At 46.1% G+C, this 23,707-nt stretch carries 21 protein-coding genes; 11 read left to right on the top strand and 10 right to left on the bottom strand.

Features of this window, described 5'->3' with window-relative positions; translation table 11 throughout:
- From J4N40_RS05645 to J4N40_RS05625, 5 genes are all read right to left on the bottom strand, one after another.
- On the bottom strand, window positions 1–1,215 hold the full coding sequence (locus J4N40_RS05645; RefSeq protein WP_250654409.1) for an ABC transporter permease: 1,215 nt from the start codon (window positions 1,213–1,215) through the stop codon (window positions 1–3).
- Window positions 1,212–2,483: a TolC family protein gene (locus tag J4N40_RS05640; protein ID WP_250654408.1), complete on the bottom strand. Its 1,272-nt coding sequence runs from the start codon at window positions 2,481–2,483 to the stop codon at window positions 1,212–1,214. The genes J4N40_RS05645 and J4N40_RS05640 overlap by 4 nt, the downstream gene beginning before the upstream one ends.
- Complete coding sequence (locus J4N40_RS05635; protein ID WP_054574779.1) at window positions 2,476–3,609, bottom strand: efflux RND transporter periplasmic adaptor subunit; 1,134 nt, start codon at window positions 3,607–3,609, stop codon at window positions 2,476–2,478. The genes J4N40_RS05640 and J4N40_RS05635 overlap by 8 nt, the downstream gene beginning before the upstream one ends.
- Before the next feature lie 227 nt (window positions 3,610–3,836).
- A complete protein-coding gene (locus J4N40_RS05630) occupies window positions 3,837–4,271 on the bottom strand; it encodes a hypothetical protein (protein WP_017633884.1) in 435 nt (144 codons plus the stop codon).
- A gap of 2 nt (window positions 4,272–4,273) precedes the next feature.
- Window positions 4,274–5,086: a TIGR02594 family protein gene (locus J4N40_RS05625; protein WP_054577663.1), complete on the bottom strand. Its 813-nt coding sequence runs from the start codon at window positions 5,084–5,086 to the stop codon at window positions 4,274–4,276.
- 423 nt (window positions 5,087–5,509) lie between these two features.
- Between J4N40_RS05625 and J4N40_RS05620 the strand changes: the two genes are divergently transcribed.
- Complete coding sequence (locus J4N40_RS05620) at window positions 5,510–5,731, top strand: hypothetical protein (RefSeq protein WP_005385790.1); 222 nt, start codon at window positions 5,510–5,512, stop codon at window positions 5,729–5,731.
- A 49-nt stretch (window positions 5,732–5,780) separates the two neighbouring features.
- Here the strand turns inward: J4N40_RS05620 and J4N40_RS05615 are convergent, their stop codons facing one another.
- From J4N40_RS05615 to J4N40_RS05595, 5 genes are all read right to left on the bottom strand, one after another.
- Window positions 5,781–6,296: a protein disulfide oxidoreductase gene (locus J4N40_RS05615; protein ID WP_171345892.1), complete on the bottom strand. Its 516-nt coding sequence runs from the start codon at window positions 6,294–6,296 to the stop codon at window positions 5,781–5,783.
- Complete coding sequence (locus tag J4N40_RS05610) at window positions 6,293–8,404, bottom strand: protein-disulfide reductase DsbD family protein (protein ID WP_171345891.1); 2,112 nt, start codon at window positions 8,402–8,404, stop codon at window positions 6,293–6,295. Before J4N40_RS05610 ends, J4N40_RS05615 begins: the two co-directional genes overlap by 4 nt.
- 64 nt (window positions 8,405–8,468) lie before the next feature.
- Window positions 8,469–8,867, bottom strand: a complete 399-nt coding sequence (locus J4N40_RS05605; RefSeq protein WP_080996681.1) for a hypothetical protein — start codon at window positions 8,865–8,867, stop codon at window positions 8,469–8,471.
- Window positions 8,868–8,969: 102 nt separating this feature from the next.
- Window positions 8,970–9,572, bottom strand: a complete 603-nt coding sequence (locus tag J4N40_RS05600) for a response regulator transcription factor (protein WP_047103388.1) — start codon at window positions 9,570–9,572, stop codon at window positions 8,970–8,972.
- Between the two features lie 25 nt (window positions 9,573–9,597).
- Complete coding sequence (locus J4N40_RS05595; RefSeq protein WP_047103390.1) at window positions 9,598–11,421, bottom strand: sensor histidine kinase; 1,824 nt, start codon at window positions 11,419–11,421, stop codon at window positions 9,598–9,600.
- A 178-nt stretch (window positions 11,422–11,599) separates the two neighbouring features.
- Between J4N40_RS05595 and dsrO the strand changes: the two genes are divergently transcribed.
- The 10 genes from dsrO to J4N40_RS05545 all read left to right on the top strand — a co-directional run bounded on the left by dsrO (window position 11,600) and on the right by J4N40_RS05545 (window position 23,675).
- The gene (dsrO, locus tag J4N40_RS05590; protein ID WP_047103392.1) at window positions 11,600–12,364 is read left to right on the top strand and encodes a sulfate reduction electron transfer complex DsrMKJOP subunit DsrO; all 765 of its coding nucleotides are present in this window, start codon (window positions 11,600–11,602) and stop codon (window positions 12,362–12,364) included.
- Window positions 12,361–13,491 carry an NrfD/PsrC family molybdoenzyme membrane anchor subunit gene (gene nrfD / locus J4N40_RS05585; protein ID WP_047103395.1) on the top strand — a complete coding sequence of 377 codons (1,131 nt, stop codon included), beginning with the start codon at window positions 12,361–12,363 and terminating at the stop codon, window positions 13,489–13,491. The genes dsrO and nrfD overlap by 4 nt, the downstream gene beginning before the upstream one ends.
- A 17-nt stretch (window positions 13,492–13,508) precedes the next feature.
- The gene (locus tag J4N40_RS05580; protein ID WP_054576215.1) at window positions 13,509–16,601 is read left to right on the top strand and encodes a tetrathionate reductase subunit A; all 3,093 of its coding nucleotides are present in this window, start codon (window positions 13,509–13,511) and stop codon (window positions 16,599–16,601) included.
- A gap of 229 nt (window positions 16,602–16,830) precedes the next feature.
- Complete coding sequence (locus J4N40_RS05575; protein ID WP_250654407.1) at window positions 16,831–17,442, top strand: c-type cytochrome; 612 nt, start codon at window positions 16,831–16,833, stop codon at window positions 17,440–17,442.
- Between the two features lie 8 nt (window positions 17,443–17,450).
- The gene (locus J4N40_RS05570) at window positions 17,451–18,503 is read left to right on the top strand and encodes a c-type cytochrome (protein ID WP_017633872.1); all 1,053 of its coding nucleotides are present in this window, start codon (window positions 17,451–17,453) and stop codon (window positions 18,501–18,503) included.
- A gap of 301 nt (window positions 18,504–18,804) precedes the next feature.
- Window positions 18,805–20,136, top strand: a complete 1,332-nt coding sequence (locus J4N40_RS05565; protein WP_171345885.1) for a paraquat-inducible protein A — start codon at window positions 18,805–18,807, stop codon at window positions 20,134–20,136.
- Complete coding sequence (gene pqiB, locus J4N40_RS05560; RefSeq protein ID WP_017821656.1) at window positions 20,129–21,775, top strand: intermembrane transport protein PqiB; 1,647 nt, start codon at window positions 20,129–20,131, stop codon at window positions 21,773–21,775. The genes J4N40_RS05565 and pqiB overlap by 8 nt, the downstream gene beginning before the upstream one ends.
- Entirely contained in the window at window positions 21,775–22,353 is a 579-nt protein-coding gene (locus J4N40_RS05555; protein WP_115386188.1) for a PqiC family protein, read from the top strand. The genes pqiB and J4N40_RS05555 overlap by 1 nt, the downstream gene beginning before the upstream one ends.
- 102 nt (window positions 22,354–22,455) lie before the next feature.
- Entirely contained in the window at window positions 22,456–23,229 is a 774-nt protein-coding gene (locus tag J4N40_RS05550) for a hypothetical protein (protein WP_031778929.1), read from the top strand.
- A gap of 206 nt (window positions 23,230–23,435) precedes the next feature.
- Window positions 23,436–23,675, top strand: a complete 240-nt coding sequence (locus J4N40_RS05545) for a hypothetical protein (protein ID WP_005376679.1) — start codon at window positions 23,436–23,438, stop codon at window positions 23,673–23,675.
- The last annotated feature ends 32 nt before the right edge of the window (window positions 23,676–23,707 follow it).

Below are 23,707 nucleotides of genomic sequence, written 5' to 3'. Positions count from 1 at the left end.
CTAGGCCCTCGCACTCAAAGCAATGACTGGCGTGAGACGCGATGCTCGCCTTGCTGGGAAATACGATGCCATCAATGCCAAGATAAGCGTCACAAGTAAAGACCAAGCAATGGAATCTAGCGTGATCACAGGTAAACCAATCCATTCCGGTAATGCCATGCTGCTTAGGACAGACACCACGGCATACGAAAACATCAGACCTAATGCCGTGCCCACGGCTACCAGAATAAACCCTTCAAGAATAAACTGACTGAGTATGGATTTTTGAGTCGCCCCGATCGCCAAACGCACACCGATTTCACGCGTGCGCTCCGTGACGGATAAAAACATGATGTTGGCAACGCCAAGCGCACCGACCGCCATGGTCATCGCACCGCTCGCTCCGAGAAAAATCTGAATGCCACGCAAAATTCCACTGATGACCGCCGCACCTTCACTAAAATCGGGTAATTCGACCGCATCTTTATCACTTGGGTCAAAATGAAGCTGCTTGGCGAAAAAGTTCACGATATTTTGTCGAAACGACGGTGCATCCATCCCGTCTCTCGGCTTCATCAATACCATCCAAGGTTTCGCATCCCACAAATCGCGGTACGTTGTTTGAGGAATGAAAACCGTGCGGCTATCGCCGAATGAAATGCCAGTGTCCTCACCGACGGTTATCCCAATCACCAAAAACGGAATGCCGTTGACTTTGAGCTTATCCCCGATTTGGATTCCGCCCATTTGCGCAATTTGATCGCCTAACACCGCCACGCGAGTATGGTTGTCCATATCACTGGGTGACAGGTTTCTCGAACCGGATTGCAGCTTGCGTTGCATTAAAGGAAAGTAAGACGTATCAATACCGCTGACCGTACTCGATAAATTCTGTCCTTTGAGATTGGTGATATTCGCATCCCATTTGGCGTAAACGCTAGACGCCTGTTGCACGAAGCCCGACTGTTTGATCATGTCGGCTTTTTCTTGTGGAATATCAATTTGTCGTCTTGAAGGTAACCCTTGCCACGGTTTACTGGTACTCGACGGAAACACCACTTGCACATTGTTGATCATAAAGGAAAACGACTGGGTCTGATGGCGATAAAAGCCTTCGCCAAGTGCGATTAACACCACCACAGAGATCACGCCCCAAGCAATCGCGATAATGGCTAGCACGCTCTTCATACGGTGCGCCATCAACGTTTGCCAAGTTTGCTGCAACAGGCTGCTCATGAATGAAAAGCCTGAGAGATCAACGCCATTGTATCGTCATCGAGTTTCCCTGCGGTTTGCAGTAAGCCGATTCTCTTACGCCAATAGCTGTACAAGTTGGTTTGCAGACTGTTTTTCGCCTCAAACAAGCTGTTGTGTGCACTGATAACTTCCGACACTTCAAGCAGACCAGCGTCGTAAAGTTTCTCTTTGCTTTGCAACACTCTGGCGCGCGACTCAACCAGCTCGTTCGCTATTAAAACTTGATTCCAATTGATATCGACCTGCGTAAACTGCTGAATAACTCGTTTCTGAATATCAATTTCCACTCTACGCATATCTTGCTTGGCGCTTAAAATGTTCAACGATGCTTCGTCCACTTTCGCTCGCACTGCACCATTGAGGTCAATCGGCAAACTCAAACTAATCCCAGCGTTAAACTCGCCGTTTGAACGATTGTCACCATCGCTGTAGCCCACACTGCCTTTGACGGTTGGGTAGTATCCACCTTTAGCTGAATCTTTCGCGAACTCGCTCGCTTTCACCATCTGCGCCGCTACCAACAGCTCTGGACTGCTGTCTTTCGCCAGCTTTAGCCATTGCTCCTGAGAGTCCACCAGCATCGGCGGCTGAATTAGAGAATCCGTTCGAATTTGGTCGACACTCTCCGGCATTTGATTGATTAACGCCGCAAGCTCTGCTTTTTTCACTTCGAGATCGGCTTTTGCATTGAGGATACTTGCTTGCTCAGAGACTTGATTCGCTCGCATCTCTTCAACATCAACCGACTTCACTTTGCCTGCTCGATAGCGTTTCTCAATGATGTTGAGAAGTTCTTTCCCCTCCTCCAGCTTGGACTGTGCCAATTTGAGGTCGCCCTGTGCGCTTGCCACATCTAGGTAAGCGGTGAGCAACTTCTGCGCAAGCTCGTTATGTGATTGAGATAGCTCTAACTGTGCTTTGAGATAATTGGCATTCGCTTGATCCAGTTCCGACCACAAACTGCTATCCCAAATAGTTTGAGATAAGGTAGCGCCGTAACTGTTGGAATGGCTTGAGGACTCATTCCAATCCGCTGACGCACTGGCACTTAAACCCGGTAATAACGCACTGCGGCTACTCTGTACGCCAACCTCGCCAAGCTGGACGCCGATTTTCGCTTTTTCGTAATTTGGATCGTTCTGCTTTGCTTGTTGCCAAGCTTGTTCAATAGAAATTGCGTAGGTCGGCAAACTGAGCGTGGAAGCCAACAATGCAAAGGCGATTTTTGATCGTTGCAGCTTAACCATGCGCCGCTCCCATCATGCTGTTGTCGATAACCTCTTCATCAAGCTCCACGCCGTCAAGCACTTCGACATTGATGCCATCTGACAGACCGAGTTTCACAGGTTGTTTATGAAACCCTTGTTCTGAGCTATCGGGGATCAGAACATTCGGTGCGTCACCATCAAATTGCAGAGCGCGCTCCGGTAGCGTGAGCACGTTTTCAGAAGTCTTCAGAATGATTTGAGCCGTCGATGAAAAACCAGAACGAAGCAACACATCTTGTGGGATCTTGAGTTCTCCCACTTCAACCTCAAAACCGTTATCAAAACTTTTAGCCGAAGCGTTGCCTTCTGGTGAGTTAAGGTTCTCAGATTGAATCGCTACTTTGGTTAGCACACCAGAAATCGCCACATCAGGATAAGGCGCAACCGTCAACATAACGGGCATTCCCGGAGACAACTGCGCAGCATCATGCTCACTGACGCTACCTTTAAAAATCAGACTGTTCATGTCGGCCAATGACATCATTTCAGTCGCGGCTTGGCTTGATTGAGTCGAGATGATCGGCTCTCCGACCTCAACTTTCTGGTTGAGTACCGTGCCATCAATTGGCGCGTAGATCGTCGACGTTAAACGCGCATCACCGATAGACGCCTCACCACTGCGGATGAGTTCGAGATTCTGGCGCTTTTGCAATACGTCCGCTTGCGCAGATTTGACTGCCGAGCACGCACTTACGTATTCGTCGTAGTTACTTGGAATAATGTCCTGCTTGACCAAGCTTTCTAAGTTGGACAGTTTTTGTTTGGCGGATTCCAGATCGGCTTCACTACGCATGAGTTCTGCCGATGCATCCGTTAATGCTTGGGGGGTTGGGTTTGGACGCACTTTGATCAGCGGCTGGCCTTGCTTCACCTTTTCACCAACTTTCGCGTAAATTTCACCGACGATACCGTCGATTTGTGACTTGATAGACACGGAGTGTGCAGGGACAATTTTACCAACAGCCACCGCTTGTTTTTCAATCGTGCCTTTTTCCACAATCAATGTAGGCAGCAATTCTGGTTGAGCGGCAGATTGGAGATAGAAATACGTACCACCGCCGAGCAGCGCAATGCTCACAGCGGAGACAAGCCAACGTTTCGTCATTATTTATTCCAACAATTATTGGGTAGTCTAATGACTACTCCTAAAACACAAAGTTGAAGGAATAATATCCTGCTTTAATAGCGGTATGGTTGTCACAGTTGGTATGGTTTTGTCAGTCGCCTCTGACAATCAAAGACTAAAAAATCTCGACGAATCATTCAGCAAAGACGCTGTCTACGATGGCGACTAACATGCTCTGTAACCGCTCGTTTCAACCGCCACCCTTTTCATTCTGAACAATGTGCAAAATGGCGCTGTTCTGTATCCAAGTGAGCAGCTGTTTCTTGAGCGTTTAATATGTTCTCTTGATTAGCCCCAAACTCAGCCCCCGTTCCAGGCCAATAATATGTATCTTTATCACGACATAGTGTGAGAATGACAGGATCATTGTGTATATTGGGCTCATCTCCTAGCTCGCCATACATACTGAAAGTAATCTCAGACCCAACGTCTCCACGAAGTTTCTGAATCACTTCTGCTTGAACTTTAAAGAGAACATCTTCCTCGTGTTCAGCAAACTTTTCAAAACCTGTAATTTTCACCACTGCAGAATAGGGCGTTTGAAATATCGCATCTTTGAGTACCTCATTCTGAGAGTACACTCCCTGTGAAGCACAAGCTGATAAGCTCACACAGCCTAGCAAACTTATAAATTTCTTCATATTTAGCTTTCCGTTCCTGCTAAGGCAGAGCCTTTTGTATATACAGGTAAAGTACCTTTTGTTTCATCGTAGTTACTCGGTACTACGAACTTGTCCCAGACATCAATAGAGTACTTTGCTATGTTGACTTGGTTGCTTTGGTTTCCTCCTAACATGTACAAATGCCTACCATCAGGGCTCTTTCCCACGACAAAAGCAACATGCCCACCACCTTTTCTCGATTTAATCCCTAGAGCTCCATGTATAGGTTCTGAGATGTTTTTACCAAAACCCTTCCACTCCTTTGCTCGATAAGCTTCTTTTACTGGAGTGATTCCGTGTTGTTTAAAAACCCAAGCGGCAAACGAACCACACCAAGCATTTTGACCTCCAGAGTCATCAGTGCCCCAGAACTTAGATGCTGTAAAATACTCTAAAATCCTTGGATTGCCCTTAGTGCCTGAAACTTCTTTTTGTCCAATTTCTCCCAACGCTGTTTTCATCCAAGGTACTTTGGTTACTAGTTTTTGAGCATCATGAGGATCATTTTTCAATGAGCTATAGGTTGGTAATCCATTGAGCTTACGATGAGTTCTACCATTTACGTCGATCCGACCATCTGGCTTTACCATATAAAGTAGCTTACGCTGACACACTTTTATTGCCTCTACTGTTTTCGACAAATGAGGACTCCGCCCTAACGAGCCATCAACAACCAACAGTCGGGTAAAACCTATTCTCTTTTGGTTATCATTTAAAAATTGTTGAACTGCTTTAACATCATTTTTCGAATTAGTGCCATTTATACCAACAGAGCCACGGATTTTTAATCCCATTCTCGTTACCTTTATAACCAATCATATAATTAAGAAAGTACGCTTTAGCGTGACAACAATAAAGATAAAATGTTGTTTTATACGATTAGCCATACGAGGGAAATTAGGTGTTGAAAATATAGATTACAAATAAACTCAGCTCATATCACTAAAAACATCTATTTAGCATCTTTTGGTCACGCTTCAAAGCAGAACAGCCAGATGTTTTAAACCATGCGTATTAATAGACGAAAAATGTTTATAAAAGAACACTTAAATTAACATAGTAAAACTATCAATTACTATTTTAAATTTAAATAAAACTCCTTTTTAAGGTCAATCTATAATTAAATTTATCAAACTTTAATTTTTTATTAAATTGAGCTTTGATTTATTAATCTGACTATTTAACTAATTTCATTTCAGTTAATTGTACTTTTTGGCATGTTAGCGGGTGATGGCGGCGCCAATAACACCGACCCATTTTCAGAAGGAATAACGGACGATAACCAATGGATTGTGGAAGAACCACACATGATGATTATTACCCTAGACCAAGTGTTGCTCGACTCTCTACCAACCGGTTCAAGTTATGATGGCCCATACGTGATGTGGAATGGTATGCCATACGCACACATTATTATTCCCGTTAGAGCGAGAAAATAAAAAGAAAAAATCCGATACTCAATATTTTGAATATCGGATTTTTATTGCGTTATCGAGCTAACCAAATTCTCGCTAATATTCCTATCGGAGTAGTAACGCCAGTTGTGACGGAGGAAATTTCACCATTTCTTAAAACATAAATGGTTGGGGTCACGCTAATTTTCCATTCGCGCATAATATCGCTTGAAGGATCGTTTATGTTTTCGAAACGATATTCTTTTGCCCTCATAAACTGCGCCACACGCTCATTCGGTCCCGACGAGCCAGAAACGCCAACTACGGTGTAGTCATCACTCAGCCAGCTCACGCTTGGGCTTACAAATTTACAAGCGGGACACCAAGTCGCCCAAAAATAAACAACGACAGGTTGTTCATAACTTTGCGCGATTGCATCGAAGTGTTCACCATCGCTCAATACTGAGCTCAATGGTGGTGCCTCCTGTTTAGGAATATCTTTAGTGCGATACCAATCCATCGCGATAGAAATCGCGGTGACAATGAGCACCATCTGTACGATTTGAATGAGCCAATATCGGAATGTTCTACGCCGCTTTGTCGAACTCATTGAATAGCTCCCCCACTCGCTTGCTTCACCGCACTTAAAACAACATCATCAGTCAGAATCACAGGTAACGGGATACCTTGTGGCGCTGCCGGGCCATAGACGATGTTAAACGGCACACCGTAACGCCCATGAGCTCGTAAAAAGTCAGTTACCGAGCCGTCCGGATGTGTCCAATCCCCTTTTAACGTCGCTACATTAGGGCTTTGCAGCAATGAGTAGACAGGATCTTGCCAGATCACACCGATCTTGTTCGCTTTACACGTGACACACCAATCCGCAGTGACATCCACAAACACCACTCGCCCATTATTGACGTGATCTTCAATCGCCGAGTTAGAAAGCTTCTGCCACGCTAAGTCCTCAGGAAGCGGTGTCGCCCATTGGTCGGCAGTGACACTACCAAGTAACAGGCCACCAGCTATCAACACTAATGACGCAGTTCCGGATACAGCAAGCGCTTTCTCACCATACACTTTCTTAACTCTTGCCATCATTACAACAAAAGCAGCCACAGCGATAAGTGCAATCCATAACATCGGAACATGATTTGCCATTAATGAAAGTAGCCAAACGCTGGTTGCCAACATCATTATGCCAAACACTATTTTAACGACATTCATCCACGAGCCAGGCTTTGGTAGTTTCAGCGCGATACTTGGAAACACAGCGACTAAGATCCAAGGCAGTGCCATACCCAATGCTAATGCTGTAAAAGTTGCAAATAACGTTAATACGTCGGCACCCAAGGCAAACGCCACGGCTGTTCCCAGGAAAGGCGCGGAGCAAGGCGTCGCAAGCAATGTGGCAAACATACCTTGAACATAGTGACCAACTAGGGAGTTATCACCTTTCGAGGCCAGCCATGTATTGGTACCCGATGATAGACGGATTTCAAACAGCCCCAGCATATTGGCCCCAAACAAAGTGGTGACCAACACCATAAAACCTAAGAACCAAGGGCTTTGAAATTGCACGCCCCAGCCAATGGCATTACCTGTTAGCTTGAGCACCAAAATAAAACCAGCGAGAATCCAGAACGACGTTAATATACCAAGTGACGAGGCAACAAACTGAGCGCGAATTTGACGACGCTCGATACCTTGAGCGGCAACAATACTACTTAGCTTCATCCCCAAAACCGGAAGAACGCAAGGCATAATGTTAAGAATTAAACCGCCGAGCAACGCGAATAGAAAAACACTCGTTAGAGACGTGCTCGGCAACGGTTCAACTATTGCCTCAGCAGTTGCTTGAGTGGTTTCTTCTGCTAGTAAATTGGTGTCTTTGATGGTCACAAACAGCGACTGATCATCTAACTCCACATCGCCCAGCCAAGTATCAACGATATAGCTCGCGGTGACGATGTTTCCTTCTTGATGCATTCCTTCAAGCTTGAAGCTATAGTCTCGCGTTGCTTCATCGACACCATCCACCAGCACTTGTGGTTGTTGCCAACCCTGACTGTTCTTTAGCTTGATTTGTAGTTTCGATTGGTTCGCATCCCAACTCGCCTGAGTAACATCAATAAACGGCGATGGCTGCGGCACGTTACTCACTGCTTGAGCGTAACTGAACATCACGTCTTCATCGACTTTTAGATCAGAAGGCAAGAACGTCAATTGAATTTTATAGTCGGTCAGCACACAAATCGTCGTACAAGAAGAAAGTGTCAGTACCGCATCAATCGTGACAGGTTTTGACATGTCTTCGACGTGCAGCGTCATGGGGAACAAAGTATCGCCTTTATACCCAAGAGTCTCGATACCTAATAGTTCGAATTTTTGTGGATGCGGCCATTGCCAATCCACTTTGGATAAATTTTGTGAATTTTGCCAATCAATAGATGGCGCTACGCCGCCCTCACCAGGTGAACGCCAGTAAGTTTTCCAGTCTCCGGTTAACTTGACATCCAAATAACCTGTAAGTGTTTTGGCTTGCGGATCTTGTTGACCAGTGAGCACAAAGCGCGTTTGCACTGGAGGATGTTGTGGGTTGGTTAGCCAACCTGTATCAGTAATTTGAGCTAAAACACTCAGAGAGAGCAAACTCAAAGCAAGCGTCATAAAAAACATGGACGCAAACTGAGTCAGTTTAGTAATTTGATTCATAGTGATTCCTAGTTAAAAGACAAAGGTGCTAAATAACTGACGCTAGTGGTCAGAAAGCACGCTTTTATTCTCGGAACACACAGAAAGTCAGATGGACTCGATACTTACGGCCTATCGGTTCCGTCCAATGTTGCGCACCAATATAGGCACTGCACAACCAAATTGCCGAAGCAAAAATACCCACAAACAGAACAACAATAAATACATCGAGTTGATGTTGAGAAAACTGAATTAACTTTTCAGACAATTCGCACTTGCTGGTTTCTTTAGTATCAATCGACTTGACGCTCGAACGCTCATCAGTAAGTGAAACCGCGGGCGATTCCGTCTCATATTTCATAGAGCATGACGATGCAAAACCTGAATTTTGCATCAGACACACAACCACCACCCAGCCAATAATCGCTAGTAGCCATTTTGCCCGCTTATGTGGCGTGTGATGTCGTTTAGTCAACAAACTCATAAGAATTCAGATAAAGTAAGAACGAAGAAGATAATACGCGAGTCGTCATAAAGCTCAAGTTGTATCCTCTAAATAGCCTTAAGAGGCTTCACTCGGTAAGCTTTAATCTAGCTTGCCATAAATATATGCCAACTCTGCAACGGTTTTTGCCGAGAACTTCTTCAATAGATTAGCTCGGTGTACTTCAACCGTTCGCATTGCTATGCAAAGTTCGTCAGCAATACGAATGTTGCGCTTTCCTTCAATAATCAAACGTAAAATGTCTTTTTCTCTAGGTGTGAGCGATTCATAAGCCGATTTAGCTGCTGCCATATCGAGGTTTGTGGCAGACTGCGCCTGTCCCTGCAAAATGGCTCGTGCCAGTTCATCGCCTTTGACTGGTTTTTGGAAGAAATTGACCGCCCCAGCTTGCAATGCATCGACCGCCATCGGAACATCACCATGCCCTGTCAGATAAATAACGGCTAACGGGCTGTTGGCTTTATTTAAAATTTGGTGCACTTGCTGACCACGAAGGTTGGGCATTCGGCTATCAAGGATCACGCATCCGGCCTGATGAATGTCCACTTTATCGAGAAAAGATTGCCCATCAGCAAAAGTCGTCACGTTGAAGTCATGCTCTTCCAGCATAAAAGCGAGCGAGTCACGCACCGATTCATCATCATCGACTACAAAAACAGGTAGCTGCTTTTCACCGCTGCTCATTGAATGCTCCTATGCCTAGTTCAGATTAGTTTTGATATGGAAACACAAGCTCAACCAAACAACCATGTGGTGCTGTCGAGCTGATGACAAACTCGCCACCATGCATTTCCATCACATCGCGACAAATGGCTAACCCCAGCCCAAGCCCTTCTTCTTTGCTACTCACAAACGCTTGAGTCGGATTCTCTTGCTGCAACCCTGTACCATTGTCTAACACTCGAATGGAAAGTTGATTGACTTGGTAGTCACTATGCAGGGCAATTTTACCTTGATAACCTGACGAGTGATATTTCTCTTGGAACAAAGTACACGCATCAATCGCGTTACTGATCACATTAACTAAAACCTGTTGAACGCCCACAGCGTCGACAAGTACCGGACGGACGTTCCCTTCTATACTGGTCACAATCGAAATATTTTGCTTCTTCATTCGAAAATGGAGCAACTCAATCGTGTCATCAATGAGTACTTGAGGATCGCACGGCGCTTTGTCGACACTACGCTTGCGGATCAACGTTCTTAAGCGCTGAATAATTGCATCGGCTCGTTCAACTTGGCCCTGTATTTTCTCAAGCACTGGGACAATATCTTCATGAGGGCGCTTTTTGGCCAAGCGAAGTAAACCGCCTTCACTGTAATTGCGAATGGCCGCCAATGGCTGATTGAGTTCATGGGCAAGACTAGTGCCGATTTCTCCGACAATCGCGACTCTTTGTGAGTGTTCTAACTGTTCGCTTTTCTCTTTTAATCGTAACGATGTCTGCTCCAACGCTTGCTTACTCTTGCTAAATCGATACTCAAGCCAAAAGTGGTACGCGTTCAACACAATAACAAACATGAACAGCGCCCATGCCCATTCTTGATGACTACGCAGCCAGCGCAATGCTTCTTGCCACCAAGGTTGTTGCAACGGATGGAGATCCAACGCCTGATAAAGTTTGTCGATGCTCAGCAAGCTGACGGGGGACGTCCAACCTGACGCGCCTGCCGCAATAACCGCAGGGTGTTCAGGTGGCATCGCTAACAATACTTGCGCAATCTGTTTGGCAATCTGAGCTGAGCCGCGCTCTGTTTTGGCAAATGACCAGTTAGGATAAAGCGGTGTGGAAACAGCGCATAACGAGCGCTCGTTCGGCTGTTGATTTAAAACTCGGTAATTACCCGGTTGTAAAAGCCCTTCACTTAACATCTGTTCCAATAAACAAGCAGGGACGACGGCCGCTTCCACATTGCCATCACGTAATTGATACAGGTTGGCATCAATAGGAAAACCAAGATAGCGGACATCGGAAAAGAAATCGTTTGGATTAAGCCCCATTTTGACTATTTGATAGCGCATCGTTAGATAACCACCAAAGGCTTTTTCTGATACCGCCGCAACGGGACGTCCTGAGACATCTTGCACCGTTTGATAACTTGAATTGGCTCGAACCACAAGCGCCGAACCAATTCCGTAATTCGAGTTTTGTGGTGCTCTGCTGGTTAGCGTTGCCATCCACGACAGCGCGTATTGCCTGCCCAACCGCACTGCTTGACCTGGGTTGGTTAAGATGAAATCCATGGTCTGAAACTTCACCGCTTCGCCCATTTCATCCAAGTTAAGGGGATGAAGAACAAAATGCACATCGGAAATTTGCTGATTGAGCCAATCAATGGTCGGTTGCCATCTCTGCTCGGCATAAAGATGACCACGTATCGCTAACACGCCCACTTCGACTTTTTTCTTGACCTGTGGCTGCTCTGCTTTTTGCTCTTGCAGATCTGCTTGTTCAGAAACTGCGCCGTGAGCCAAAGATGCAAAGGCAACTAAGCAAAGAATCCAAAGCTGAAGCCACAGTGCTTTTTTCATGATGAGTCGAATCGTTCCGTCAAGAGAGTACGACAAGAATAACAGCTACCTTCCCTAAACCACATTTGTTTTAGATCAAGTTTGATCTGGGTATGTGGAAATCCACAATATAAGCCTCGCAGTGCATTTCTCACAATGGAATCAGTCAATTCAAATACAACAAAAAAGCAGGTGAGTTATGGATTCCACCAAACGTCGCTTTCTCAGCGCGGTCACAGCCGGAGCCGCGTTAATTCCAGTCGCAGGCATTGGCACGGCAACTGCGGGAAACATTATTCGAAATAACCAGTCCGCTGACCGAAAAGGACAAGTCGGGAAGCGTTATGCCATGGTGATAGATTTACGTAAATGTGTCGGATGCCAGGCTTGCACTGTGGGTTGCAGCATCGAGAACCAAGCGCCTATCGGTCAATTCCGAACCACCGTAAAGCAATACGAAGTTACGTTAGATGATGGCTCTACCACGCGAGAAGCAAAAGCCTTTATGCTACCGCGCCTTTGTAACCACTGCGACAACCCACCTTGCGTGGCAGTGTGTCCGGTTCAAGCAACCTTTCAGCGCAAAGATGGCATTGTCATGGTGGATAACAGCCGCTGCGTCGCCTGCGCGTACTGCGTACAAGCTTGCCCTTACGATGCTCGCTTTATCAATGAAGACACCCTCACCGCAGATAAATGTACCTTCTGTGCTCACCGTCTAGAACAAGGTCTATTGCCTGCCTGCGTGGAAACCTGTGTTGGCGGTGCACGTGTAATTGGTGATTTGAATGATCCATCAAGTGAAGTCCGCCACTTAATTGCGAAGCACCAAGACGATATCAAAGTGCTAAAACCCAATGAAGGCACCAAGCCTCACGTGTTTTACATCGGCATGGATGAACGCTTCACCAGCCACATCGACGGACAACCTGCTATTTACGACCCACAGGGAGAGCGCGCATGAACATCACCGAAGTGTTAGTCCAACCTCAAGCGATGGCTTGGCTCCCGTGGGCGGTGCAATATTTCTTCTACATCGGTTCGGCTTATGCGGCTGCTGTTTTATTCCTAATCGCCCTATTATTTGAAAAACACACCAGTCACAGACTGCGCGCTGCGCTTGTTCTGACGCTGGCCATCGGCGCCATCGTGGGGCCATTAGCGTTAACTGGCGACCTTCACCAACCGGGACGCGCATGGCATTTTTACGCACACATCACTCCGTGGTCATGGATGTCTTTAGGGTCGCTTTTCTTGCCTGTTTTCTCAGGTTTAGCGGTAGTGACTGCATGGCTGTATCTCCGCGAGGATCTTATCGCACTGCGAAATCAACCGGGAAAAGTCCTACCTCTGTTATCTAAGTTGTCGCTTGGTGAATGGGCTATTTCTCACAAAGTGATGCTCACAATATCTGCAATCACCGTGTTATCAGGCTTAACCATCGCCCTTTATACTGGAGCTGAAATTGCAGTCGTTCAATCGCGCCCTTTATGGCACCAACCCGCGTCACCAATTCTTTGGTTTGTCACTGCATTTATGGGCGCGGTCGGATTTTCTCTGTTGATTTGGCTCTTGCTGCCTAGTCAGTCAAAGACGCTGACATCTGGCGATACTAATTTACTTAAAAAATCAGTGGTTACCAGCGGTGTATTAACGCTGATACTGCTACCGATTTGGGCATCCAACAATTCCGCATTTTCGCTCTATTCTAGCGAACAATGGATGCACAACATTGCCCTGCTCACTTTTGTCGTTTTAGGTTGTGTTTTGCTCGCCTTCATCTTCTTGCGCGATACCCAAAAGTCCACATCAGCCAGATTTCGTCACGTCATAGGGCTCAGTTTTGTGTCTGCTGCCGCACTGGCAAGTGCATGGCTGATTCGCTGGTTTACCATCATGGAAGTGCAAACCATCGCCAAGTTCGATGCAGGGCTGTATCCATACCAACTCACTATGGATGGAAATGGCTGGATAGGCATTATCGGCATGCTCGGATTATGGCTTGCACTGGCACTGCTCGGTTCGGAGCTGGTTCAGCCAAAACAAAAGATCGAAGTAAAAGCCTCATCACTCACCTTAACTGAACGCTAATCAAAGAGGATTTCATCATGGATAACAAACGCCGTCAGTTTTTGAAATCAGGCATTGCAGTGGGTGGGCTTGGCGCATTCGCTGCGGGTTACGCCACCACCACCAAACACATGGTCGAGGGTGCGCTCGAAGGCACTGCGGGAGAAAAAACGCGTGATATTCACCACGGTAACTCGCTTGAACCAGAGTACACGGTCAACAGCAAAGGCAACCTAATCCCTAATCCAAATCAGCGCGTTGCGCCATCGATGTGTTTTGGTTGTTGGTCACTGTGCGGATTGCGTGTACGCATTGATAACCGCAGCGACGAGATTTTGCGCATTACTGGCAACCCATATCACCCACTCTCTCATCAGCAACACATGCCGTTCGAAACGCCAGTCAAAGATGCTTATTTAAGTTTGGCAGGAGAAGCGGGCCTTGACGGTCGTTCAACAGCATGCGCACGTGGCAATGGGATGCTAGAAATTCGCAACAGCCCGTACCGCATTACTCAGCCACTGAAACGAGTTGGAAAACGCGGCGAAGGAAAATGGATTCCGATCAGCTACGAGCAATTGATAGAAGAAGTCGTAGAAGGTGGTGATTTATTTGGTGAAGGCCATGTTGATGGCTTACGCGACATTCGCGATTTAACAACGCCCGTTGATCCTGAAAACCCAGAATATGGACCGAAAGCCAACCAACTGTTAATGACCAACGCCGGTAACGAAGGCCGAGACGACATATTCAAACGCTTCGCGTTCAACAGCTATGGTACGCGTAACTTTGGGCATCATGGCTCTTACTGCGGCTACGCATTTCGTGCTGGCAGCGGCGCATTCATGAACGATTTAGATAAGAACGCGCACTTGAAGCCAGACTTTGATAACGCGGAATACATCATCTTCATCGGAATGTCACCAGCTCAAGCGGGTAACCCTTTTAAGCGTCAGGCGCGCCAACTCGCCAATGCGCGAACAGAAGGCAGCTTGGAATACACCATCATCACACCAAGTTTGCCGGCGGGTTCATCGAGCTTGGCAGCAGGTGACAATAACCGCTGGATACCAATCAAACCGGGCACCGACTCTGCCCTCGTGCTTGGCATGATCCAATGGATCATCGAAAACCAACGCTACAACAAAACCTTCTTGGCGCAGCCGGGGGCAAACGCGATGAAACGAGCAGGCACCGCGCACTGGTGTAATGCTACACATCTAGTGATAAGCGATGAGCAGCACCCGAGAAACGGCACGTTTTTACGCGCATCGGATATGAATCTGCCATTCGAGGGCGAAGCGTTGTCTGATTCCGACCCGTACGTCATCGTGGATGATCAAAGCGGCGAATTTGGTGTGCATACCCAGACAGGAGAGGCGGCACTGTTTGTCGATAAAACGGTTTCGCTTGCATCAGGCGAAGTGCGCGTAAAATCGTCTCTACAAAGGCTCAAAGAAGAGGCGTTCAAATACAGTCTTGCGTTCTACAGCCAACAATGTGAAATCCCTGTCGAACAAATTGTTGAACTAGCAAAGCGCTTTACCAGTCACGGAACAAAAGCGGTGGTCGATACCCACGGTGGCAACATGCACACCAATGGGTTCTATAACTCGTTTACCATCATGATGCTCAATGCGTTGATTGGTAATATCAACATGAAAGGCGGCGCGATGGCGAAAGCGGGTGGCTACCCAACTTCCGCTGCGGGTCCTCGTTACGACTTCATCAAATTTGCTGACAAAGTCGGCCCGAAAGGCGTCTTTTTGTCGCGCAGTAAATTCCCATACCACAAAACCAGCGAATACAAACGTCGCGTTGAGGCAGGAAAATCCCCTTATCCAACTCGCGCCCCTTGGTATCCGTTTGCCGCGCCACTGCTGACAGAACACCTATCTGCGGCTATTGATGGTTATCCATATCGCGTTAAAGCGTGGATCAACCACATGGCGAACCCGATGTATGGTGTACCCGGTTTGAAAACACTGCTGGAAGACAAGCTTAAAGATCCAAAGCAGATCGGTTTGATTGTGTCTGTTGATGCATTCATTAACGAAACCACCGCGTTGTCGGATTACATTGTGCCGGACACCGTTACTTACGAAAGCTGGGGCATGGCAACGCCTTGGCACGACGTTCCGGTGAAAACCGTCACCGCTCGTTGGCCGATAGTGGAAGCGAGAACAGAGAAAACCGCCGACGGTCGCTCGATTTGTTTAGAGAACTTCCTGATTGATGTTGCTAAGAAAATGCAGCTGGGCGGTTTTGGTGACAATGCAATTCAAGATGCACAAGGCAACTGGCACGCTCTCCATCACGCCGAAGATTTCTATTTGCGAGCTGCGGCAAACTTGGCTTATGTGAAAGGCGGCGTGCCTGAAGTTTCGGCAGAAGACATTGCATGGTCAGGCTTAGAGCGTTTAATGCCAGCGATGCAAAGAACGCTAACAGCGGATGAGATGAAACGAGTGGCGTTTATTTTTGCTCGCGGCGGACGCTTTGAAAATGCAACCGAAGCGTATCAAGGTGAGCAAATGAAGCACAAATGGACACGACCTGTCGCGATATGGAATGAACGTGTCGGCAGCGCAAGAAACACCATGACCGGTGATTTCTACACGGGTTGCCCAACATGGCATCCACAAAAACTGGCCGATGGCACACCAATGGAAGACCAGTTCCCAAGCTCAGAATGGCCTTTCAGCCTGACGAACTTTAAATCCAACATTCACAGTGCGGTATCCAATCTATCGCCAAGGTTGAACTCGATTAAAGGCGTAAACCCAGTGTACATCCATCCAATCGATGCCGAGCGCGCAGGCATTAAAACGGGTGATGAGTTTGTTATCGAGACACCATCTGCAAGCACCAAAGCACTTGCGATGATAGTCAGCGGGATTCGCCCTGGCACACTCGGATTTGAACATGGGTTTGGTCATACCGAGCTAGGACAACGCTCGCACTGGATCGGCGATAAACAGCAACCAGTAAAAACTCGCAGCCAAGATGGCGTCAACATTAACGACATCGGATTAATTGACCCAACCCGAGAAGGGAAAGGCGTGTTGTTAGATTGGGTGGTAGGAGCCGCGGCTCGTCAATCATTACCAGCCAAAATCCGCAAAGCGTAACGCCGCACGTTAAGACGTCTCTACCACTTAGAGCTGCCGATTTGTGCAGCTCTTCACCACTTTGTTTTTATCGCTTATAGAACAACCAATAAAAACAAATACGGCCATTTACACTTATTAAATATGTGGAAATCCACAATACCTTTCATTATTGACAAGGCCGACAATATCGTCCAAGTGACTACCAAGTAGCACTTAGACATATTAATAAAAATTAAAGTGAGTCAGCATGTCAAAAATTCTTACAGTGGTGGTGGCCTGTTTGTTAGCAACCACTATGGGCGCAAGCGCCTCTTCTATTCCGGAAAAAGCCAGCGTATGTAGCGGTTGTCACGGCCAAGATGGCATGGGACAGCCAAATATCGCGCCGATGATCGCTGGTTTAAACGCGAACTATCTCAACACTCAAATCGAACTATTCCTTAGTGGCGAACGCCAAAATGTGGTCATGCAAGGCATGGCGAAGGAACTCAACGATCCCGCAGACCGTAAGGAAGTTATGGAGTACTTTGCTAACCTCCCGAGCTACGAGTTCACGAATCCAGAACAACGCGGCGACCAAGCTGATATTCGTAACCCGTATCGTAAATTAATTTTCCAAGGCGATTGGGATAGAAATATTCCAGCTTGCGCAACTTGTCATGGAGCCAGCGGTATGGGCGTCGACAAGTTCCCTCGCCTCGCAAGCCAACATGCTGATTACTTAAAAACGCAATTGATGGCATGGAAAAACGGCACTCGCAGTGGCGACCCGCTCAATATGATGGGGACCATCGCAAAAAATCTCACTGACAAAGAGATCGAAAATCTTGCTTACTACTTTGCCTCATTACGTTACTAGGAGCAGTCATGAAACGTTTCTATTCTTTGTTCGCACTGCCTTTCATTTCTACGCTCGTACTAGCTAACGATCCATTACCGGACCGCCAGAAAGAGCTACCTGCGATAGAAAAAGAAAATCACGGTGAATACTTAAAACCGCGTGATCTCAGCACAATCCCAAACACCGCATTTGGTGAGCAAGTAAAACGCGGTTACTCGCTCTTTGTTAACTCACAACAAATGCGCGGAAAATACGTTGGCAACGAACAAAACTGTGTGAACTGCCATATGGAGGCAGGACGAAAAGCAAACGCTGCGCCACTGTGGGCAGCTTACATGGCATACCCGGCATATCGTAAGAAAAACGATCGCGTAAACAGCTATGCTGACCGTATCCAAGGTTGTTTCGAGTATTCCATGAACGGTAAAGCGCCCGCTTACGATTCGACAGAAATTGTTGCCCTTAGTGCTTACGCCTACTGGTTAGCGATGGGCGGCTTGCTTGACAAACATGGTATGACGGATGAACCCATCCCAGAGCTAGACGCAAAAGCGTTGCAAATTGGTGGAAAAGCAAAAGACTTTCCGTTGCCTGAAGCCATCGCACAAGCATTACCAGTTGAAAAGCGAGGTAATCTCTCTGGGCGTGGCTACCCAAAAATCGCCGCCCCTGAGAAAGAACCATCAATAGAGCGAGGCGCATTGGTCTACGAAAAGAACTGTGAAACTTGCCATCGCGCCGACGGTTCAGGCATCAAAGACACCAACGACCATTCATACATTCCACCACTTTGGGGCGAATATGCGTATAACTGGGGCGCAGGTATGCACCGGATTAACACTGCAGCCTATTTTATTTACGAAAACATGCCGCTTGGGAAAAGTGTGCAGCTGACAGAGCAAGAAGCATGGGATGTCGCAGCATACGTCAACAGCCATGAGCGTCCACAAGATCCTCGATTCAAAGGCAATGTCACCGCAAACGCGGAGAAATATCACCAGCACCAAGGCTATTACGGCAAAACGCTCAACGGTACGCAAGTCGGCTCCAATGCCTTTAAGAGCGGAACGGTCAAGTAAAGTACAACTAAGCACCTTAAATAAAATGCTCTTTTTCCCTGCTCAGATTATCTGGGCAGGGTTACTTACCCTTAAAAACAAGTAATTACCCCTCCACAGACAAGCAATATCACATTATTTTCGGCTTCCAACATACTCATCTTCGCCGTAAAATCTTGTACCAAACGCGACTTCGTTTATGTCTTAGATCTCCCATATCCTCTAATGCCAAAAGTAAGAAACTCGTAAACTCCTGAATCAAAACAAGCGTGCCTAGTGAAAAAAGAGTATTCTTAAAGCAAATGAATCTAAAACCTACCCGATGAGTATTCAACCTAATTCCCGTCAGTTAATTTCATGCGAAGAGTGCGGCCTTGTTGTTCGCATTCCCGATATCGAACAGGGGCAAAAAGCACAATGTCCTCGATGTTCGCATTCGCTGACTAAAGTGAATGCCAAGCCTTACCAAAGCGTGATCGCCATATCATCGGCATGTTTGATCATGTTGGTGTTAAGCATTTCTTTCCCTTTTATGTCGTTCAGCGTGCAAGGGTTGTCGCAAGAAATCACCTTGTTGCACGCTGCAAAAATGCTGGCTGAGTTTCAAAATGTGCTTTTGGGTGTGCTGTTACTCGCAACAGTTATCGTTTTACCTGCAATCTATGTTGGCCTCATTCTCTTTCTTCACCTTGAAGCATTAAAAGCACGTAAACATCCCCCCTCTAAAAAGCAGCAACGAATGGCAAAAGTTTTATGCCGTCTTCTGTTTCGAGTCGAACCCTGGTTAATGGTGGATGTCTTTTTGATTGGCGTGTTGGTCAGCTTAATTAAAATCGCTTCCCTCGCAGACATAGGAATGGGCACTTCATTCTGGGCGTTTTGTGTATATACCGTTCTGGTAGTCAAATGCATATCAATGGTCGACAAAAGCTGGCTCTGGGGGCACTTTATTCCAGCTATCGAGCTATCTAATGTAAAAGAGGGTGATACGCACCATAACCACAACCATATTGGTTGTCATACGTGTCACCAGCTCAACCCTATTGAAGCTAAAAAACACCAACACTGCATTCGTTGTAAAAGCCCTATTCACAAATACAACCCCGCAGACAACTTACAAAAAGCTTGGGCGCTTTTGTTTGCTTCAGTCATTTTCTATATCCCTGCAAACCTCTACCCTATGATGTACACCGTAAGTCTTGGACATGCAGAAGGTTCAACTATCATGGAGGGGGTAATATTGCTTTGGCATTTAGGTTCTTACCCTATTGCGATGGTAATTTTCTTTGCTAGCGTATTTATTCCAATGGCGAAAATGCTGGCACTCGCGTGGCTGTATTACAATGCGCAAAAAGCGCGATATCTTCCGCACGAAGAGAGTATTTCACGCTTAAAGATCTACCGTATAACTGAGTTTATTGGCCGTTGGTCCATGATCGATATCTTCGTCGTCGCGATCTTAGTTGCACTGGTTCAACTGCAAAACTTAATGGCGATTTATCCAGGTCCTGCTGCGCTCTCTTTCGCGGCAGTGGTCATTTTTACTATGCTTTCTGCAATGATATTTGACTCACGTTTGTTGTGGCAATTGCCACAAAACGAAGTGCAGGAGCCGATTTCTGACAACTTAAACGAGAAAGCCAAATATGAGTGATGAGAACAACGTAACCGCTCAAATAAAACCGCAAAAGCAGATTTCTGCGATATGGATTGTCCCGATCCTTGCGCTAGCCATGGGAGCGTGGATGCTGTTCCAATATATCAACAGTACAGGCCCACAAATTACTCTCCAACTGCCAACCGCAGATGGGATTGAGGTTGGCAAAACCGAAATCCGAGCATTGAATGTAAAAGTCGGACTGATTACTGAAGTCACTCTCAGTGAAAATTACGATCACATCATCGCTAAGGCACAAATGAACAAGGATGCAGAACGCATGCTGCGAGATGACACCATGTTTTGGGTGGTGAAGCCTCGTATTGGCCGTGATGGCGTTTCAGGTTTAGAGACCTTGCTCTCTGGCGCTTACATCCAACTTCAACCGGGTAAATCTAAGATAGAGAAAGAGCGCTTTACGGTCTTAGATGTTCCCCCAGTGGCCTCTCCTGATGCAGAGGGGTTACGCCTTGTGTTAACACACCGCGAGGCTGGTAAGCTAGGCGTTGGTGACCCCGTTATTTATAAAGGCTTTACGGTTGGTCGTGTAGAGAAAACCAGCTTTGATGTTGACACTCGCAAAGCGTTATACCAACTCTTTATTTTCAAGCCTTATGACAGCTTAGTGCGCACTCGTACCAAGTTCTGGCTGAATTCTGGCGTAGATTTACAGCTCAACGCTGAAGGGTTCGAAGTCAAGTTTGGCTCATTAGAGAGCATGCTAACGGGTGGTGTTACCTTCGATACCGTTCCAGGTCTTGAATCCGGTGAACAGCTCACTGAAAATATGGTCAACTTCCGCTTGTACGATGATATTAAACAACTTCGAGAAGGCATGTACGATGATTATATTGAATTCGTTATGCTTTTTGATGAATCGGTACGAGGACTTAAACGTAAGGCACCTGTCGAATATCGAGGCTTGAGAATTGGTACTGTGATGCGTGTACCAATGCGACTTCCAACCCCAGAAGAGAACTTTTCTGCGAAAAAAATCCCTGTATTGGTACGTATCGAGCTCGGCCGTGTTTATGGCGATTTCCAATCCCAATCTTTACCAATGTTAAAAGATAAATTGAAGAGTGAGTTTGCTAAAGGCCTACGTGGTACTTTAAAAACAGGTAACTTATTAACAGGCGCACTGTATGTTGACGCCGACTTCTATCCAAACGACGAGCCTTACGTACCGAGTAAGTTTGCTGATTTAGATGTTTTCCCAACCATGCGTGGTGGTTTTGCGCAGGTTCAGCGCCAAGTGAACGACTTCCTAAATAAGATTAATAACTTACCAATGGAAGAAACACTAGACTCTCTCAATTCAACGTTAAAAACGTCCGAAAAAACGTTAGCTTCAGCAGAACGCGTGGCGGACAGTATTGATAAACTTTTGAATCAAAAAGAGACGCAAGAGATCCCAACAGATATTCGCCAAAGCTTACAGCAATTACAAAAAACACTCGATGGTTATGGGCCCAACTCAACCATGTACAGCGAAATGGAAGCCACGCTAAAAGAATTAGAAAGCGTGATGACAGAGTTTAAACCCGTACTTAAACAGCTAAACGAAAAGCCAAACTCTCTCGTGTTTGGAGAAGATGAAATCAGTGACCCAATACCAGTTAAAGGCAAAAACTAATGAAACGAGTATTCTTTCTGTCTATCGCGCTATTTGTCGGTCTAACGGGTTGCAGTAGCGCTCCGCAAACTAAAGGAGCTATGTACCTTCTACCTAAGGCGGAACCAGTGACGCTGAGCTCTTCTGATATCGCTCAGCGCCCAACTTTAGTTGTTCGTCCAGTGACATTGGCGAGTTATTTGAATGATAATGGCATTGTTTATCGAACCTCTGAGACCCAAGTTATTCAGGCGAAGCACAATCAATGGGCGCACAGTATTTCTGAGCAAATCACTCAGAGAGTCGTCGCGGAACTACGTCACAAGCAAAGTCATTACTGGCCGACTGAAATGAATAATCTGTTGGATCAAAGCGGTGAAGCCAAACTCCAGCTTACGTTAAATAAATTTAATGGCAGCTACAAAGGTAATATCGAAATTGAGGGGGAATGGTTACTCATTAATGCCGAAGGTAAGGTAGAAAACAGCGCGCCAGTACAAATCTCACAGCCGCTTCAAGATGAGGGCTATGAAGCGCTCGTCAACGCTTTATCCATAGGCTTAGAAAGCCTAACCTCAGACATTGCCAAACAACTCTAAGTCAATGTTAATTACAGGGAAGCAAGTTGCTTCCCTTTTTTATGCAGAGTGTAGCGACTTCTACTAAGCTGAAAGCTGACGAAAAGCCGAAAAGGAAATTGGATGAAACCATGTAACCTGCTATCACTCTCCTCACTCATTCTTGTATTACCTACATCAGTAGCGCTCTCAGCCGAGACACAAGAATCTCGTTGGCGAAATAGCATAGAAGTGTACATGCTAGGACTGAATATCCACGGGGATACCAGTATTGGTCGCTTTTCATCAGAGGTGGATGTCGATCCTAAGTTCATCGTAGACCACCTCGATATTGGGGCGATGTTGCGATTCGAGAGTATTTACCAAAGTAAGTGGGGCTACTACATAGATTATAGTTTCATGAACTTAAGTGGTGATGTTAATAATATCAAGGGCGCTCTGCCTAACGCTCGTTATCGTGCGGACATCGAAATACGGCAAGGTGTTCTAGAAGCAAAGGCATTCCAACGCGAACAATATTCATTTGGTAAACTGGATTATATGTTTGGATTACGTTGGTGGGACAATGACATCACCGGCAAGCTGTATCGTAATGACAACCGGGTACTAGAAGATAGACTGTCATTACAAGAAGATTGGGTCGATTTTTTAGTTGGCTTGCGACTCATTGATGAATTGAGCGAAAACTGGCGATTTCATGCCAGCATCGACGCCGGACTTGGCAACGATACTCACTTCACTTATGCCATTCAAACTGGTGTTCGTTATAGCTTTAACGAATGGTCTGATCTCAACTTAGCTTACAAGTCGACCTGGGTCGATTACAAAAATGAAGAGGTATTTGAATATGATACGGCTTCTCAAGGGCTTTTAGTCGGACTTGGCTTTTACTTTTGATTAGGTTGAACCCTAGCCTATATTCAAGCGTTGTAACTTGTACCAACTCTAGGTACACGTCTAGTGCCACGTTACAGATGCTTAAATAAGGCAAATTGATCTTCATCAGACTACAAATTGCTCTTCGGTGCTACTCTCTGTCACAAAATATAAAACCCCACTCTATGACCTCATATAGGTCTTGTTGATAAGGTTCCCGAATAGCAATGTCGATTAACATTTCCGATTTAACCACCGCCCTAAATAAGGTGGAGCATATTCATAAAGTGCAGCTTGAAAACGTACATCAGTTCTTCAAAGCAAACGAAGCTTTCTCGTTGCAAACATTCAGCCAGCTGATATCAAGCGACTCGCTTGATGATCGATTTAAAACCATCGATAAAGCGTTCTCTTTGCTTGGTGATGCAAAAACCTACCTTTTAGAAGCGTCTTACCTTATTAAGTAAAAAAGAAAGCCCCGATAAAATTCATTACCGGG

It is taken from the genome of Vibrio sp. SCSIO 43097 (genome assembly GCF_023650755.1).
GTDB lineage: Bacteria > Pseudomonadota > Gammaproteobacteria > Enterobacterales > Vibrionaceae > Vibrio > Vibrio alginolyticus.
The sequence above is the reverse complement of the archived record's forward strand: the minus strand, read 5'-3'. Positions and strand labels throughout refer to the sequence as shown.